Genomic DNA, 14,537 nt, shown 5'->3' on the forward strand with positions numbered 1-14,537 from the left:
AACAACTCCGTTTGGTGAATGGATGGGGTGTCAACTGCGCGCGTCGAGCGCGTCCTGTGTCATCGAATCTGAATGCAATGGCAGGTGATCGCGGTCCCTGTGTGAACCCGCTGGGTTGCCGGGGCGGATCTTGAACCAGATGGAATACATGGCCGGCAGGAACACCAGGGTCAGAATCGTCCCGGCGAACGTGCCGCCGATCAGCGTGTAGGCGAGCGTTCCCCAGAACACCGAATGCGTCAGCGGGATGAAGGCCAGGATCGCGGCCATGGCCGTCAGGATCACCGGGCGGGCACGCTGCACGGTAGCTTCGACAACCGCATGGAACGGATCCAGCCCGGCATGTTCGTTCTGGTGAATCTGCCCGATCAGGATCAGCGTGTTGCGCATCAGGATGCCCGAGAGCGCGATGAGGCCGACCAGCGCATTGATACCGAACGGCTGCCGGAACAGGATCAATGTCGGAACGACACCGATGAGGCCGAGTGGACTCGTCAGGAACACCATCACCATCGCGGAAATCGAGCGAACCTGCAGAATGATGATGACCAGCGTGATCGCCAGCATGATCGGGAACAGCGGCAACATGGCGGTCGTCGCTTTGGCCGACTCCTCGATGGAGCCCGCCTGCTCGATGCGATAGCCGCTGGGCAGCTTCGCGATGATCGGCTGAAGCTGCCCGGTGATCGCCGTTGATACGTCTGGTGGCTGCAGGTTGTCGGCAATGTCGCCGCGTACCGTGATCGTCGGGACGCGGTCGCGCCAACGCATGATCGGCTCCTCCATGCGTACGTCGACCCTGCCCACCTGCGATAGCGGAATGCGCTGCCCGTTCGCGCCAGCCAGCGTGAAGTCGCCGAGCCGGGCAGGGTCGAGACGCACATCGCCGGCCGAACGCGCGATGACCTGCACGGTCCGAATGTCCTCGCGCACGGCGGTGACAGGCACGCCAGTGAGCAGGAACTGCAGTTGTTGCGCGACGGCGCTTGAGGTGAGCCCCACCGCCTGCACACGGTCCTGCTGCAACGTGAAGTGCAGCGTGGGCGAGCGCGTGCCCCAGTCGGTGTTGACCGTGCGCATCATTGGGCTGGCATCCATCACCTGCTCGACTTGAGCCGCGATTGCGCGCAGCTTGTCCGGGTCCGGACCCGTGACGCGATAGGCGACCGGGAACGGCGAATACGGACCGAAGACGAGTTGCGTGACCCGCACGCGCGCTTCCGGGGCGAGACCGTCGGCGATGGCTTGGCGCAGACGCAGTTTCAATGCGTCGCGCTCATCCTGACTGTCCGTGCGCACTACGATCTTCGCAAACGAGGGATCGGGCAATTCCGGCCCCATGGCCAGGTAAAAGCGCGGCGCACCTTGCCCGACATAAGCTGTGACGATTTTGGCTTCCTTCTGTTTCGCCAGCCACGCCTCCACCTTTTCGGTAACGGCGCTCGTTTGGGAAATGGATGTTCCGTAGGGCATCTGCACCTCGACGAGCACTTCAGGACGATCCGAGATCGGGAAGAATTGCTTTTTGACCACGCCCATGCCGAGAATAGCCAGGACGAAGAGCCCCACCACCGAACCGGCGACCAGCCATTTGCGCGCGATGACGCGCGTGAGCAGCTGACGGAAGCGGTTATAGCGCGGCGTGTCATAGATCGCGTCGTGGCCGCCTTCGACCTTTTTGAAGTCGGGCAGCATCTTCACGCCGAGGTAGGGCGTGAAGAACACGGCGACGACCCAGGATGCGATCAGTGCAATGCCGACGATCCAGAACATGTTGCTGGTGTACTCGCCTGCGGTGGACCTCGCGAAGCCGTTGGGCATGAAGCCGACAGCCGTCACCAGCGTGCCCGAGAGCATGGGTGCGGCGGTATGGCTCCAGGCATACGCCGAGGCGGCCACACGGCTGTAGCCTTCCTCCATCTTCACCACCATCATTTCAATGGCGATGATCGCGTCGTCTACCAGAAGGCCCAGCGCCAGGATCAGGGATCCCAGGGTGATGCGGTCGAAGTTCTTGCCTGTCGCGGCCATGACCACGAACACGATGGCCAGCGTCAACGGCACGGCGGCGGCAACCACCAGGCCTGCGCGCCACCCCATGCTCACGAAACTCACGAGCATGACCACCAGCAGAGCGGCGAAAAACTTGAGCATGAACTCGTCGACCGCCGAATGAATGTTGACGGCCTGATCTGTGACCTTGGTCAGGCTCATTCCCAGCGGCAGCACGGCGTTAATTGCGCCGACCTCGCTGTCGAGTGCCTTGCCGAGATCGAGCCCGTTCCAGCCGTCGCGCATCACGATGCCCAGCAGCAAGGCTGGTTCGCGGTTGTTGCGGATCATGAACGTCGCCGGATCTTCATAACCACGCGTGACGGTGGCAATGTCCGATAGCTTCAGTGTGCGACCCTGCGCCACGACTGGCGTGTCGCGGATCTTCTGCAGGTTGTCGAAGGCACCGTCCAGGCGAATGAACACCTCCGGACCTTTGGTCTCCACCGAGCCCGCTGGCGTCAGGACGTTCTGGCCATTGAGCGCGGCGAACACGTCCTGCGGGCTGACACCGAGCGTTGCCAGCCGGTCATGTGAGAACTGGACGTAGATACGTTCGGCCTGCTCGCCGATGATGTTGACCTTCTTCACGCCCGGCACGTGCAGCAACCGCTGGCGCAGCGACTCGGCGTCGCGCACGAGCAGGCGTTGCGGTTCTCCCCTGGACTTCAGCGCAAAGAGTGCGAAGGTGACATCCGCGTATTCGTCGTTGACGATCGGCCCGATCACGCCAGCCGGAAGGTTGGCGGCTTCGTCGCTGATTTTTTTCCGGGCCTGGTAGAACTCCTCCTGCACTTCCGACGGTGGGGTGCTGTCGAGCAACGTCAGCGTTGTAAAAGCCAGGCCGGGCCGCGTGTATATCTCGGTCCGGTCGTACCAGCGCAGTTCCTGCATGCGCTTTTCGATTTTCTCGGCGACCTGATCGTGCATCTCCTGTGCGGTGGCGCCAGGCCATGCAGTGACGATGGTCATCACCTTGATCGTGAACGCCGGGTCTTCGGCGCGACCCAGCTTGAAGAACGACACGAGTCCGGCCAGCGAGATCAGGCAGATCAGGAACAGGGTGATGGAGCGCTCGCGAACGGCGAGCGCCGACAGGTTGAATCGACCTTCGCTCACGGACGTGCTCCCTCGTTCGCCACCGCGACGGCCTCGCCGGACATTCGGACCTGTTCGCCATCGCGCAGCAACTGGGCACCGAGCGCAACGACGCGGTCGCCCTGTTTCAACGCACCCGACACGCGAGCACTGTCGTCATCGAGGTGAAGGACCGTGACCGGCCGCCACGCAACCTTGGCCTGTTCGCCGTTGATGACCCACACGCCGGGCCCTTTGCCCGCGTCGAGTACCGCGCCGATCGGCACCTGCAAGCCGCCCTGGAGCGCCACGCGTGCGTCCGGTATCTCGATCGTGACGGTTGCGCCTAGAGGCGCGTCGGCCAGCGCACCCTGCAGCACATAACGCGCTTCGAAGGTGCGGGTACGCGGATCCGCCGTATCCGAGAGCTGGCGCAGGGTGGCCGGCACGCTGATGCCGCTGTTGCCGAAGAGAGTGGCCTCGGCGACCGAATCGATGGCGGGGCGCAGGGTTTCCGGTAGCTGGATGACAGCCTCGCGGCGTCCCGCGTGGGCCAGGCGCACTACGGGCTGTCCGGCGCTGACGACCTGGCCCGGTTCGGCCAGCGTCTCCATCACCACGCCATCCCCGTCCGCGACCAGCTCGGCATAGCTCGTCGCATTGCGCGCCACGTCGGCGTCAGCCTCAGCCGCGCTGAGCTGCGCCCTGGCTGCATCGGCGGCCGCCTTGGCCTGGTCGTAGGCCGAAGCCGAGATCGCACCCGTACCGCGCAGGTCGCGATAGCGCTCCTCATCCTGCGCGGTCTGCTGCGCTCGCGCCCGCGCGGCGGTGACCGCCTCCTGCCGGGCCTGCGCGGCAAGCTTGAGATCGACGGGGTCGAGGCGCATCAGCAGCTGCCCGCGTTTGACGGTTTGGCCGGCATCCACCAGCCGCTCCAGCACCTTGCCGGAAACGCGAAATCCCAGGTCGCTTTGCACGCGTGCGGAGACAGTTCCGGTAAACGAACGGGACGCGGGGATCGCCGCCTGAACGATGGCCGTGCGCACCAGCGGTACCTCGGTGCGCGGATCAGATGGGGCTTTTTCGCCGCAGGCCGCTAGCGCAAGCGGCAGCGCACAGGCGAGTGCGGAGGTGGCGAGGCGACGCGAGAACATGAAAGTCCCATCGATGAAGTGATGACGGCTTCCATTATGGTTCTCGTGACCACTTCAGTCAATAGTCACTATCCGAGATCGGTCAGGGCGACAGGCTTCGGAGTACCAGGCTGGAGAGCTGCGCTGGCGCGACGTCGGTGGTGTCGCGGTTGTATTGCAGTAGCAGCGGGTTGAGGTAGGGGCGCAGCACCAGATAGATCGCCATCGCGGTTTCGTCCAGCGGCGTCTTGCGCTCGAAGTCGCCACTTTGCCGGCCTTCCTGGAGAACCTCCTGGAGTAGCTTCTGGACACGTGCTTCATAAGCTTGCACCGCCTGCCAGTTTTCCGTGGCGGCCGATGCAGCGATGTCGTACAGCTTGCGGTCCCGGAAAAACAGCCTGAGGCTTGCTTCGGCAAAGACCTTGAACACTCGTCGCAGTTTCTCCGGCGGCAGATCCGTCTCCGCGACCGCTGTCCGAACCTCGCTTTCGATTTCGTGCAGGCAGTTGACACAGATCATTTCGCCAATGGCCTGCTTCGATTCAAAGAACTTATATATGTACGCCTTCGAAAACCCGATCGCCTTGGCAAGGTCAGAGACCGTCGTTTTCTCGTAGCCATATCGGCTGAAGTGCTCGGTGGCGGCGGCAACGATCTGGTCCCGCACCTCGTGATCAGCCGGGCCGCGCGCGGGAGCGGAGGGAGTGGTGGTGTTTTTCATGGACATAGCATACAGGAATGGACAACTAGTGACTATTTGGTATCATGGTCACAACCGGAACCTCGCGAAGACGCTCATGCTACCCAAACACCTCCTTGCCGCGGTCATTGTCGCCAGTCTCTCGGGCTGCGCTGTAGGCCCCGACTATGTCCGGCCAGTGGTAGCCATGCCAGAGCATTTCCAGGGTCAGGCCGCGGTAGACCACCGGCAGGCGGCGGCGAGTGCAAACCTGGTCACGTGGTGGTCGGGTTTTGGCGATGCACAACTTACACGATTCGTTACGCTCGCGCTGGACCAGAATCTGGACCTCGCGCAGGCCGCGGCGCGCGTCTCGCAGGCGCGCGCGGGACTCGGCGCAGCGAATGCCGCGCTGCTGCCTTCCGGCAATGTCAGCGGCCAGGCGGCCCGGGTCTACCAGTCGGTCGAAACTCCGCTGGGACGTGTCCTGAATTCAACGCCCGGTTTCGATCGCTACGGCAACGACTACGAGGCCAATTTCAGCGCGAGCTGGGAACTGGACATTTTTGGCGGGCTGCGTCGCGGGCGGGAGGCGGCTCTTGCCGACTATCAGGCTTCGGAAGCCGGCGAGGTGGCCACGCGCCTGGCTGTGGCAGCACAGACTGCCGACATCTACATCACCATTCGCGGATTGCAGGCCCGTCTGCAGGTGGCGCGCAAGCAGTTGCAGACGCAGCAGGATCTGCTCTCGACCATCAACCTCCTCTATGCCAAAGGGTTGGCGGCCGACCTTCAGGTGAGCCAGGCCGAAGGGGCGCTGGCCCCGGCGCAGGCATCCATCCCTGTTCTGGAGGTCGGTCTGGATACGGCCATGAACGCGCTGGACGTAATGCTGGGTGCACAGCCCGGCACGCATCGCACGGACCTCTTCGAGGGCGGCGAGATCCCTGCCGCCCCGGGAATCGCAGGCACCGGATCTCCTGGCGAGTTGCTCAGGCGTCGGCCCGATCTGATCGTGGCCGAGCGTCGTCTGGCGGCGTCGAACGCGCGTATCGGCATGGCCATTGCCGAGTATTACCCAAAGCTGTCGCTCAGTGGACTGATCGGGAGCGCAACATCAATGGCCAGCGGCAACCTGTTCAGTAGCGGCGCCAATCAGGCGGCCGGCGTGCTGGGGCTGCGCTGGCGTCTGTTTGATTTCGGCCGCATCAATGCGCAGATCAATGAGGCCAAAGGCCAGGAGGCCGAGATGCTCGCCGCGTACCGGCTTGCCGCATTGCACGCAACGGAGGACGTCGAGAATTCCTTCTCGGCACTCGTCAAGCGCGAGGAGCAGGCTGCCGTTCTCGCGCAGGGTGTGACTTCGCTGGGCCGGGCGCGAGCGGCCTCGTTTGTGGCCTACCAGAAAGGTGTCGTTAGCCTGATCGAGGTCCTGCAGGCCGATCAAGACTTGCTGCGCGCATCCGACGAGCGGGTGCAGGCACAAACGGAAGCGGCTCGCGCAGCGGTCGCCGCCTTCAAGGCGCTCGGCGGAGGGTGGCAACCCACCGATGCTGAGGCCGTTGCAAGCCGATAGGAGCACCGCTCCCAACCAGTTGCAGTCGGCCCTCTTCTTTGCAAAGGCAGCCTCCGCTAATCAAGCCCGGTGTTTTGTTTTCGGCGCTTGAAGATGCGCAGCACGCACGACACGCGAGTGACCGTTGGTAATTCGAGAACAGCCACAACTAGTGCAATGACCTGATTGAGGGAAACGGGTCGAAAGCGTGAGTTCGCAGATGCAGTTAGCTGACGTCAAGTTGCTCGATGCAGCCACTGTCAGCAACCATGGTCGGGGAACCATTAATCTTTAACTTGGGCAGGAGATAAGTGCTGATTCTTCCTCTTTTTCGTTAGGTTTTTGAGCTAACGCGCGAGTGTGGTCGCCAGCTAAGTCCGTATTCTTTCTGAAAGGTACATTACGCACGTTGGGTAGAGAATTACCCAGAGTTCCACGGCGGCGTGGAGACGCTCGGGCGATAAAAAAAAAGCACCGGCGATTCAGTCCCTTATAAGAAACGGCGAGCCCATGCGGCACTGTTTGTCGGCATTGTCTTTGCGTCACAAAATGTTGTTTATCGACATATAATGACTAAGATTTCGGCACTCCTCTGGAGGTCGAAAACAACCGCTGGTCGGTGTGATGCTCGGCGGCGCAGCATATTTCGAGTAGCGCGGCAGGGGCACCAGGCGCTGAACGATGCGCGGGCGAGTTCCTGCGCCTTTGCCAACTGAGCGCGGCGCCGTAAGTGCTGTTGCGGGCCGGTCTATCTGTCTATCCGGTCAAGGTGAACGTGCAGGAGGTCATAACGATCGCCTTGTGTTATTCGATTCTGGATATGGATTGAGTCGTCCGGAGACCGACGCGATATTGCTGCCGAAGTGCCGCAAGTTCCGTCAGGAAGCTCAAACGAGCATGTCATCGTGTCGGCTGTAGACGAGAGGAAAGGCGGATGCTTCGAGTGACTATTGAGCTGCTACCCGGCGGACGGGAATGCGAAAAGCGTGTCATCGCATCGGCAGACATTACGCGGCTAGGCGACGGCGCACTTGGGGACTATAGAGTGATCTTGCATGAGTCGTCGCTTGGTGTGGTCGGCGAGCCTGCATTTGTCCGAGATTATCCGCGATGGGCGAGCAGCGTATGGGATCTCACTGCGCGCTGCGTCGCCACAGCGCTCAACTATGGCCCCGAAGAACTTCCACCGCGACCTGCGCAACCCGAAGTGACGGTCCGGACGAACGATGCGGGCCACCATTACGTGCGGCTGGACGAGATCCCGGAGCCCACTCGGACATTCTTTGATCAGAAACTGGGTGGTTCTTCCATTCCCGATCACGACTGTGCCTATGCGCACGATTGGTTCGACTTTCTTGGCGGCCAACGCTGACGAGATGAGCCGCACGAGACGGGCGCATGACCAGCGTAGGGCACTCTTTATCGTCAACATAGTCTGTGGTCGTGACGATTGAAGGCGGAGCCATCTGGGCGATCGCTCGCGCCGCATGATAACGGCGGGAGGTGAGTTTCCGATACCGGACGAGATGAGGAATGCGATGGGAGATGCATGTGACGAATCGGGGCCTGGCGAGCCCGACCCCGAGCGCGTGTTGATGCGCATCCGGGTGCGGCTCGAAAGCGGTCAGCCAGCCGCACAGGTGGATCCAGTCGGTCTGGAGGCAAGGGTCACCCATGCATACGAGGATGCTACGGACGTGTTTGAAGATCCCGTGCTCGGGATTCAATGGCTGCTGACGCCTAACCAGGCACTGGGAATGGCCAGACCGGTCGACTTGCTGTCCGCCGAAAATGGGGCGGACCGTGTCCAAACGACTCTCGCGCGCATCCGTCATGGGATCTGCGTCTAACCCCGTTATTGAGCACGGACTTCATCACGGAGCGGGCGATGGAGAAAACGCAACGAGACGATAGGACAAAGGCGGAGGCCGGACCCTTGCGTGCCGGGATAGAAGGCGGCACAAGCGGTGCTCATCGGCACGAATTGGTTGACGGCACAGACGGTGGGTAAGCGGGAGAGCGCGGGAGTGATTCCGGAGGCAGCGGACCGGTGGCAGGACGAGGGTAGGGTGTTTGCCATTAAGTGGGCTGGTGAGTGCTGGAGGCTGCGAGGGATCACGTGGCAGGGGCGGTGCATGGTTAGTCCGCAGCACAAGTTGCTGATGACTGAGATCGGCGGCGGCAATGAGCGCTTGCGCACCTGCTCGATCCTTTCCAACTGGACCGGCACGCACTCGCTGCCAATTTCGGCATAGGAGGTTCCGCATGGCCCAACTGAATGAGCGTCTCCGCCGCCTGGAAATCATGCAGGCCGTGTTGGCGTCGAATGGCTGACCGCAGCGCAGATCAACGCGCGGCAAAAGAGGCCGCCTTGCAGAAGGTCGCAACCAGCAAGCAACTGGAAGCGGCGGGGCCGCATCTACAGCGTGACGGTCGGTGGTCGGGCGCACTTTTCGGCCTACCAGCTTGATACTACTTGCGAGCCGCCGCTCCTCATTCGCGACATTCTCGCGGAGCTCGGCGCGGTCACCGATAGCTGGAAGACTGCAGCATGCTTTTATTTTCCGAACGGTTGGATCAGTGACGAACAGATGCAGGCGGTTGTGCCAAAGGATGCGCTGGATCGGCCCCGGGAAGTCATCACAGCGGCCAGACGTAGTAACGGGAGCTATGTCGCATGAGCACCGTGATGCTCGAAGCAGAAATGTGTGTCCGTACGAGCATCCATTGGACTGCGGTAGGCGCAGGAATCGTGTTGCCATCGACCAGGTGTCGGAGACCATTTAGGGCATGCCGCGCATCATGTCGCCCAGCGCATTGAATCAGATCCGTAAGCCATACCCTCTTGCCCTCGACCTCGCGACACTGGGCCGCTTGATTCGTCTTAAGCGGCTGGAATGCGGTCTCGACCTTCAGGACGCAGCGGACATCATTAACATCGACGGCGCGGCCTTGAAGAGCCTTGAGGACGGGAAGCCGGTCGATACGTTTTGCCTGTTCAAGGTGCTGGAAGGCTTAGGCCTCACGATGCTTGTCATGCCTCCAGCCGATGCCGAAAACGCGCTTGATTTCCTCGGGCAAACAGTCAACTGGGGGCAGTTGACGAAAGCCAATTCCTCACCGAGGAATCGTCCGGCACGCGGTCCGGTGTCTATGCCGCTGGATCCGGAGAAGCTCACGCCCACGCTGTTCGTCGACTTCGATGGGACCTTGCACGTCGGCACCGCGTATATCGACGACCGCGGGGACATAACGCTCGACTCCGGGCGGCCGTTGCTCGAATTCGCTCCATTGCTCGAGGAGCTACTAGTTGGGTATCCGAAGATCGAGATCGTGCTTACGACTTCGTGGCTTACGAAAATGCCAGTGCAGAAGGTGATCGATGCGCTACCGGCAGCGTTGCGTCGTCGGATTGTCGGAACCACAGGAGACATCAAACCTCGATGGAGTTACCTGCTCGCCGGCACTGAGCGAACCGATGTCATCATCCGCTATGCAGCCGGCAAGCGCCTGAGAAACTGGCTGGCGATTGACGATGCGGTGTTCGGAATTGACCGAGCTGGTTTCGGAGCACCGGGTGAGCTCGTCGAGCACTTCGTCCTGCTTGACCCGGCCATCGGTATCAACGATCGCGACGTGCTATCGCGCATCGCCAAGTGGCTTGCCGATGTTCACGCGAAGATCCTGGAGGATATGCCGTGATATCCCAAAAACGGTGGGCAGTTTAGGTTCAAGAGGCTTCTGATAGCAGCGGCGACGGCGTGCTTCAGCTACCCGCCACCATCTGGACCGAACTAGTGACCGAGGGCTGGGAAGTTGGCGACGTACTCGAAATTGACGCGACCGGCCCCGGCCGAGTGGTAATCCGAAACAAGTATGCCGAATGCCGCCGGCTTGGAATGGAAAGCAGAGGCGAGGCTCGCGCGCGATGACATCAGGTTCTCCACTGACACGCCTAGTGCAGGATCATCGGCAATGCCTTGCTCGCGTTGCTTGAGCATGTGTGGGAAAAATTTGCAGTGCTCGGCTAGGCGTTGTCATCGTCCCCGCCCGATCCATTATGCCGGTCGCAAAACTGGGCGATGCCATTAACAAGCGAAGGCAAGTCATGGGTATCAAAAGTACGATCCGGTTCCAGCCGAAGGAAGGCGATCTGCCGGGCTGGCAGCTTTATACCGAGCTGTTCGAGCCTGAGGACGCCGTCTATCTGGAGCTTGAGGGCGTCCAGAGCGATCTGGCGATGATCGGGAGCCCGTGGGGTCAGTCGGCCGGGACTTTACTGATTCGCCTGCCCGCGGTGACCGCTCCGGCAACTGGGCCTCGTGGGGCCGGGGTGGACAAGAGATTCGTCGCGCGCGACGCAATAGCCAGGACTCTCGCTGTCCGGGTTACTGGTCCAGTCCAGACGGCGGCGTAACTATTGGGACGATCCTGTAGATGCAGCGATTTGCATATCCCGCAGCCGAGCGCCCCAGGGCGACTCCACCGCCCGCGCATATGGGCGGGCGCATCCTCTATCTCGACTTTGATGGCGTACTGCATCCGGAGGACGTTTGGAGACGGCCAGGAACTGGTCCGTATGTCGCCACTCCGCCTGGCCACGTAGTTCTCGAACACGCCCGCCTGCTTGCTGACTTGCTTGCCCCGTACCCGGACGTGCGGATCGTGCTCTCGACCAGCTGGGTCATCGTCTATGGCAGCGTCCGCAAGGTCGCGCACAGGCTGCCGGATGGCCTGCGCGCGCGTGTCATCGGCGCGACGTTCCATCGTGACATGGACGCGTCGCTCTTCCGGGCAATGCCCCGCGGCTTGCAGGTCTGTGCGGACGTCATTCGGCGTCGGCCAGAAGCGTGGCTTTCACTCGATGACGACGGTCATGGGTGGCCGGATTGGGCAAAGGGTCATCTCGTGCTCACGGATCCGGTGCTCGGCATTGCGGTGCCAGCGGCCATTGCCGGGCTGAAGGCGGGACTGGCCGGAATGGCTACCGAAGACGCACGACACCGTGTATGAGAGTCATGGGAATTCCGTTGCGAACTCAGCGATAGAGAGGAACAGATGCGTGACGAACTGCAGAAAACGTTGCGCGATCGCTATCCGCTTATTTTCCGCTCAGCTCTCCCGCCTCGTGACCCGTGCGGCCCGGCGCCGGATCCATTCCCGGTCTGGGGATTCGAGTGCGGCGATGGCTGGTTCGACCTGTTGGATGCGCTAGCCCTGAACCTTCAGCACGCGACCACGTCCGCAGGCGCGCCGCAGGTAGTCGCGGTGCAGGTCAAGCAAAAATTCGGGGTTCTGCGCTTCTATGCGGACGGGGCAGACGACCGCCAGCGTGCCATGATCGAGCTTGCCGAAACAATGACCGGCCGGATTTGTGAGGTATGCGGCAACAAGGGAAAGCTGGTGAGCAAGAATGGCTGGATGATGACGCGCTGCCCTGCCCATTCCGCGGGCAGAGACGAATAGGCACGTCGTGTCGAGATGCTCGCTTCGTGCAGGGGCGTTTTCGTGCATATTCGGAAATCTGTAAGGAGATGGTCCATGGCGGCGGATGACACCCATTTGAAGAAGTCGATGACTGTATCGCTGGCCGGGTCGCTCCTCGCTGAAGCGAAAGCCCTCGGCGTTGATGTGTCGCAGGCGGCAGAGGCCGGACTTGCACGGGCGATTGCTGACAGGCGTGCCGAGCTCTGGCTGAAGGAGAATGCGGATGCAATTGCGTACTCCAACGCCTATGTGGAGGAGCATGGGCTGCCGCTTGGCGAATACCGGATGGTTTGAGACGGTGCCCAAGTCACTCTCATTGGAATCACCTGGCAGCCCCTTCAAAGGAACAGGAGGCTAACGTCTATGACCGCTCCACGCAGCCTATGGAGGACACGCTATTTCCTTGATACCGAGTTCACGTCCTTTGAAGCTTGCCAACTGATCTCGTTGGCGATCGTGGGCGAAGACAGCCACGAGTTCTACGCGGAAGTATCCGACTTCGATCGTGCGTTGTGCAGCGACTTCGTGCGTGCAACTGTGCTGCCGCAGTTGGGCATACCACCCGGTCGTGCCATGCCGTTACGTCAGGTCTCCCGCGAAGTGCTTGCGTGGTTCGCCCAGGTGCCACCCAGGCCCGAGCCCGTTCTGTGCTTCGACTATGAAGGCGATCTCCGGCTGCTCGAGCACCTGATCGGCGGTCGCGTGCCGACAGGCTGGAAAACTGAAAACGTCTATCGCCGGATCTGTGACCTCGAGAAGGAGCGCTTTTTTATGAACACAGGCCTGAGCGATCACCACGCGCTGCACGACGCCCGCGCGAACGCATACGCGTTCAACTGAAAATTCAGAGACGGCAAGTCGCGCGCAGCGAACGGTTCCGCCGCCGCGGAAATGAAGAAACTGCGGGTGCAGTGTCAGAACCAAACGATCACCCACCGTCGGACCGACGGGTTCTATCTGTCAAATCCGGAGCGTTGGCTAATCATGGCATCAAAAATCAGTGAATTCGCGAACTGGATGTTCCCGCAAGCGCGGGGCAAAGAGGCTATCGTTTCGCTCGTCATCATCGCGCTCGGCTTATGCGGGGGTGTTGTCACGATTTGGCTGATCCTCTTCGCCCGATAGGGGCGAAGACCCAGCACCTGCGCCTTGTGACGCGGTTGCAGTCCGCACGCCTACTGGCTCGGTTCCTGGTATATCGGATAGTCCTTCCTCGTAGCCGTCGCGCGATGCTCGACAGCAGAAAGCAAAGCACAGGTCCTGTGTTAGATTAACCCGGCTGCCTTCGAAGCGCGTGAGGAATGTCGTGAAGGAGAGGCCATATGCGGATGCTTAACTCAGTCTGCAGATCCTGCACGAGAGCCGGTGATCCCTTGGATTTCATTCGTCATATCAGCACCAGGCGACATCTAACGAGCTAAAGGCCCGTGCGTTGGCTTTGGCGACCATTCGGCGCTTGAGCGGGGCGGCACTCAAGCGACGCCAACGCCCTCTGTCTTGATTGTTGCAAGTCTGGTCCCAGCAAACGGGTCATTGCGCCAGTCGGTGCCGGTGCGCTTGCCCGGGACCCGGGTCGGTGCCGGATCAATTGCAAAATGCTCGAGAGACTGTCCGGCGCTGATCGCCTGAACCACCCATTGTGGAGGAGCGCCTTTGCCATCCCATGTGTTTCCGGAAGCGTCGCGGAAACGCACTGCCCGCAACCGCTCCTGATCTGCAGCAATTGAAGTGGCGATGTCTTCTGGTTTGGTCGGGTAAGGACACGACGTTGCCGTCGCGTCCTCCCCTAAGAACGGTACGTGCGACTTTCGCCGCATACCGCTCAAGCCTTTCAAAGCCCCATTGCTGGAGCCGGTTTCGCTACTGGGAGTCGGAGAGCTCGCGCCATCTGGTGACATTCAGGATGCAACATCACGAGATTGCCCGGCGTGTCCTTCCCGCCTTCGACTTTCCGAACCATGTGGTAGAGACGCCAGCCACTGGATTTCGTAATCATCTGCTGACAGACCGGACACGCGCGAGCCTGATCGAGCCACAACCGGATTAACTGCTTGCGACCCTTTAACGAGTCCACCATCACGAGGCCCAATCGCTCCTCGAAATAGCTTTCCCACTTCGGGTCAAATGGATTGGCATCCATCTTTATTTTCCGGTGTCGCCTGATCGGCGTGCCTGCAATGTCATAGAGCAGCAGGAGTTCCTTCTCTCCCGAACCGGGCGTTTTGCCAGTCTCCGTGCCAAACACCCAGTGCCGGAAACCGACGGATCGGAAGTACTTCCGTCGAACCCAGCCTGCGCCTTTGTTCGGATGCCGACGCCGCGCCCAGCGCCACAGACATTGCCAAACCGCGTGACTAACTTCAGCAAAGATGCGCTTCGATACACCATGCCGGTGATAGTTCGCCCATCCTCGAAGCAATGGATTGAGCTTGCGTATCAACTCGTCGTGTCGCAGCGTCGCACTGGCCTTCACGGTTTCCCGCAGCTTACGCAGAAAGCGCTGAACGTTTGCTTTGGCTGGCTTGATCAACAGCTTGCCACCATACTTGCGCAC

General features: G+C 61.2%; 16 protein-coding genes. 10 read left to right on the forward strand and 6 right to left on the reverse strand.

The window, feature by feature from the left end:
• Nucleotides 1-30 precede the first annotated feature (30 nt).
• The 3 genes from AB4Y40_RS18930 to AB4Y40_RS18940 form a co-directional block, all read right to left on the reverse strand.
• Complete coding sequence (locus AB4Y40_RS18930; RefSeq protein WP_368689052.1) at nucleotides 31-3,171, reverse strand: efflux RND transporter permease subunit; 3,141 nt, start codon at nucleotides 3,169-3,171, stop codon at nucleotides 31-33.
• Nucleotides 3,168-4,283: an efflux RND transporter periplasmic adaptor subunit gene (locus tag AB4Y40_RS18935; protein ID WP_368689053.1), complete on the reverse strand. Its 1,116-nt coding sequence runs from the start codon at nucleotides 4,281-4,283 to the stop codon at nucleotides 3,168-3,170. Before AB4Y40_RS18935 ends, AB4Y40_RS18930 begins: the two co-directional genes overlap by 4 nt.
• Nucleotides 4,284-4,365: 82 nt before the next feature.
• On the reverse strand, nucleotides 4,366-4,983 hold the full coding sequence (locus tag AB4Y40_RS18940; protein WP_368689054.1) for a TetR/AcrR family transcriptional regulator: 618 nt from the start codon (nucleotides 4,981-4,983) through the stop codon (nucleotides 4,366-4,368).
• A 76-nt stretch (nucleotides 4,984-5,059) separates the two neighbouring features.
• On the opposite strand from AB4Y40_RS18940, the gene AB4Y40_RS18945 reads away from it, so the two are divergent.
• The 4 genes from AB4Y40_RS18945 to AB4Y40_RS18960 all read left to right on the forward strand — a co-directional run bounded on the left by AB4Y40_RS18945 (nucleotide 5,060) and on the right by AB4Y40_RS18960 (nucleotide 10,198).
• Complete coding sequence (locus AB4Y40_RS18945) at nucleotides 5,060-6,517, forward strand: efflux transporter outer membrane subunit (RefSeq protein ID WP_368689055.1); 1,458 nt, start codon at nucleotides 5,060-5,062, stop codon at nucleotides 6,515-6,517.
• Between the two features lie 913 nt (nucleotides 6,518-7,430).
• Nucleotides 7,431-7,868, forward strand: coding sequence for a hypothetical protein (locus tag AB4Y40_RS18950; protein ID WP_368689056.1), 438 nt, complete (start codon nucleotides 7,431-7,433; stop codon nucleotides 7,866-7,868).
• A gap of 223 nt (nucleotides 7,869-8,091) precedes the next feature.
• Entirely contained in the window at nucleotides 8,092-8,346 is a 255-nt protein-coding gene (locus AB4Y40_RS18955; protein ID WP_368689082.1) for an antitoxin Xre/MbcA/ParS toxin-binding domain-containing protein, read from the forward strand.
• Between the two features lie 940 nt (nucleotides 8,347-9,286).
• Nucleotides 9,287-10,198 (forward strand): HAD domain-containing protein, encoded by a 912-nt coding sequence (locus AB4Y40_RS18960; protein WP_368689057.1) that lies wholly within the window; start codon nucleotides 9,287-9,289, stop codon nucleotides 10,196-10,198.
• 92 nt (nucleotides 10,199-10,290) lie between these two features.
• Here AB4Y40_RS18960 and AB4Y40_RS18965 read toward each other — a convergent pair whose 3' ends face one another.
• Complete coding sequence (locus tag AB4Y40_RS18965) at nucleotides 10,291-10,497, reverse strand: hypothetical protein (protein ID WP_368689058.1); 207 nt, start codon at nucleotides 10,495-10,497, stop codon at nucleotides 10,291-10,293.
• 59 nt (nucleotides 10,498-10,556) lie between these two features.
• Here AB4Y40_RS18965 and AB4Y40_RS18970 point away from each other — a divergent pair, with 59 nt between their 5' ends.
• The 6 genes from AB4Y40_RS18970 (at nucleotide 10,557) to AB4Y40_RS18995 (ending at nucleotide 13,108) form a co-directional block, all read left to right on the forward strand.
• Nucleotides 10,557-10,913, forward strand: coding sequence for a hypothetical protein (locus AB4Y40_RS18970; RefSeq protein ID WP_368689059.1), 357 nt, complete (start codon nucleotides 10,557-10,559; stop codon nucleotides 10,911-10,913).
• 80 nt (nucleotides 10,914-10,993) lie between these two features.
• Nucleotides 10,994-11,509, forward strand: a complete 516-nt coding sequence (locus tag AB4Y40_RS18975) for an HAD domain-containing protein (protein ID WP_368689060.1) — start codon at nucleotides 10,994-10,996, stop codon at nucleotides 11,507-11,509.
• A 45-nt stretch (nucleotides 11,510-11,554) separates the two neighbouring features.
• Nucleotides 11,555-11,962, forward strand: coding sequence for a hypothetical protein (locus AB4Y40_RS18980; protein ID WP_368689061.1), 408 nt, complete (start codon nucleotides 11,555-11,557; stop codon nucleotides 11,960-11,962).
• A gap of 75 nt (nucleotides 11,963-12,037) precedes the next feature.
• Nucleotides 12,038-12,277: a type II toxin-antitoxin system CcdA family antitoxin gene (locus AB4Y40_RS18985; RefSeq protein ID WP_368689062.1), complete on the forward strand. Its 240-nt coding sequence runs from the start codon at nucleotides 12,038-12,040 to the stop codon at nucleotides 12,275-12,277.
• A 69-nt stretch (nucleotides 12,278-12,346) separates the two neighbouring features.
• On the forward strand, nucleotides 12,347-12,823 hold the full coding sequence (locus tag AB4Y40_RS18990; RefSeq protein ID WP_368689063.1) for a hypothetical protein: 477 nt from the start codon (nucleotides 12,347-12,349) through the stop codon (nucleotides 12,821-12,823).
• Between the two features lie 144 nt (nucleotides 12,824-12,967).
• Complete coding sequence (locus AB4Y40_RS18995) at nucleotides 12,968-13,108, forward strand: hypothetical protein (protein WP_368689064.1); 141 nt, start codon at nucleotides 12,968-12,970, stop codon at nucleotides 13,106-13,108.
• Between the two features lie 347 nt (nucleotides 13,109-13,455).
• Here AB4Y40_RS18995 and AB4Y40_RS19000 read toward each other — a convergent pair whose 3' ends face one another.
• Together AB4Y40_RS19000 and AB4Y40_RS19005 are read right to left on the reverse strand one after the other, a co-directional pair.
• Nucleotides 13,456-13,881 carry an H-NS family nucleoid-associated regulatory protein gene (locus AB4Y40_RS19000; RefSeq protein WP_368689065.1) on the reverse strand — a complete coding sequence of 142 codons (426 nt, stop codon included), beginning with the start codon at nucleotides 13,879-13,881 and terminating at the stop codon, nucleotides 13,456-13,458.
• Nucleotides 13,815-14,537: group II intron maturase-specific domain-containing protein (locus AB4Y40_RS19005; RefSeq protein WP_368689066.1), on the reverse strand; the 723-nt coding region annotated here is incomplete at its 5' end. The genes AB4Y40_RS19005 and AB4Y40_RS19000, both read right to left, overlap by 67 nt.

Origin of the sequence: Paraburkholderia sp. EG287B (assembly GCF_040965595.1) — a bacterium.
Lineage (GTDB): Bacteria > Pseudomonadota > Gammaproteobacteria > Burkholderiales > Burkholderiaceae > Paraburkholderia.

Coding starts and splice junctions, on each gene's coding strand:
- AB4Y40_RS18980 (WP_368689061.1), top strand. CDS start 11,555: ATGCGTGACGAACTGCAGAAAACGTTGCGCGATCGCTATCCGCTTATT.
- AB4Y40_RS18945 (WP_368689055.1), top strand. CDS start 5,060: ATGCTACCCAAACACCTCCTTGCCGCGGTCATTGTCGCCAGTCTCTCG.
- AB4Y40_RS19000 (WP_368689065.1), bottom strand. CDS start 13,881: ATGTCACCAGATGGCGCGAGCTCTCCGACTCCCAGTAGCGAAACCGGC.
- AB4Y40_RS18985 (WP_368689062.1), top strand. CDS start 12,038: ATGGCGGCGGATGACACCCATTTGAAGAAGTCGATGACTGTATCGCTG.
- AB4Y40_RS18950 (WP_368689056.1), top strand. CDS start 7,431: ATGCTTCGAGTGACTATTGAGCTGCTACCCGGCGGACGGGAATGCGAA.
- AB4Y40_RS18935 (WP_368689053.1), bottom strand. CDS start 4,283: ATGTTCTCGCGTCGCCTCGCCACCTCCGCACTCGCCTGTGCGCTGCCG.
- AB4Y40_RS18990 (WP_368689063.1), top strand. CDS start 12,347: ATGACCGCTCCACGCAGCCTATGGAGGACACGCTATTTCCTTGATACC.
- AB4Y40_RS18955 (WP_368689082.1), top strand. CDS start 8,092: ATGCGCATCCGGGTGCGGCTCGAAAGCGGTCAGCCAGCCGCACAGGTG.
- AB4Y40_RS18995 (WP_368689064.1), top strand. CDS start 12,968: ATGGCATCAAAAATCAGTGAATTCGCGAACTGGATGTTCCCGCAAGCG.
- AB4Y40_RS18965 (WP_368689058.1), bottom strand. CDS start 10,497: ATGCTCAAGCAACGCGAGCAAGGCATTGCCGATGATCCTGCACTAGGC.
- AB4Y40_RS18960 (WP_368689057.1), top strand. CDS start 9,287: ATGCCGCGCATCATGTCGCCCAGCGCATTGAATCAGATCCGTAAGCCA.
- AB4Y40_RS18940 (WP_368689054.1), bottom strand. CDS start 4,983: ATGAAAAACACCACCACTCCCTCCGCTCCCGCGCGCGGCCCGGCTGAT.
- AB4Y40_RS18970 (WP_368689059.1), top strand. CDS start 10,557: ATGCCGGTCGCAAAACTGGGCGATGCCATTAACAAGCGAAGGCAAGTC.
- AB4Y40_RS18975 (WP_368689060.1), top strand. CDS start 10,994: ATGGGCGGGCGCATCCTCTATCTCGACTTTGATGGCGTACTGCATCCG.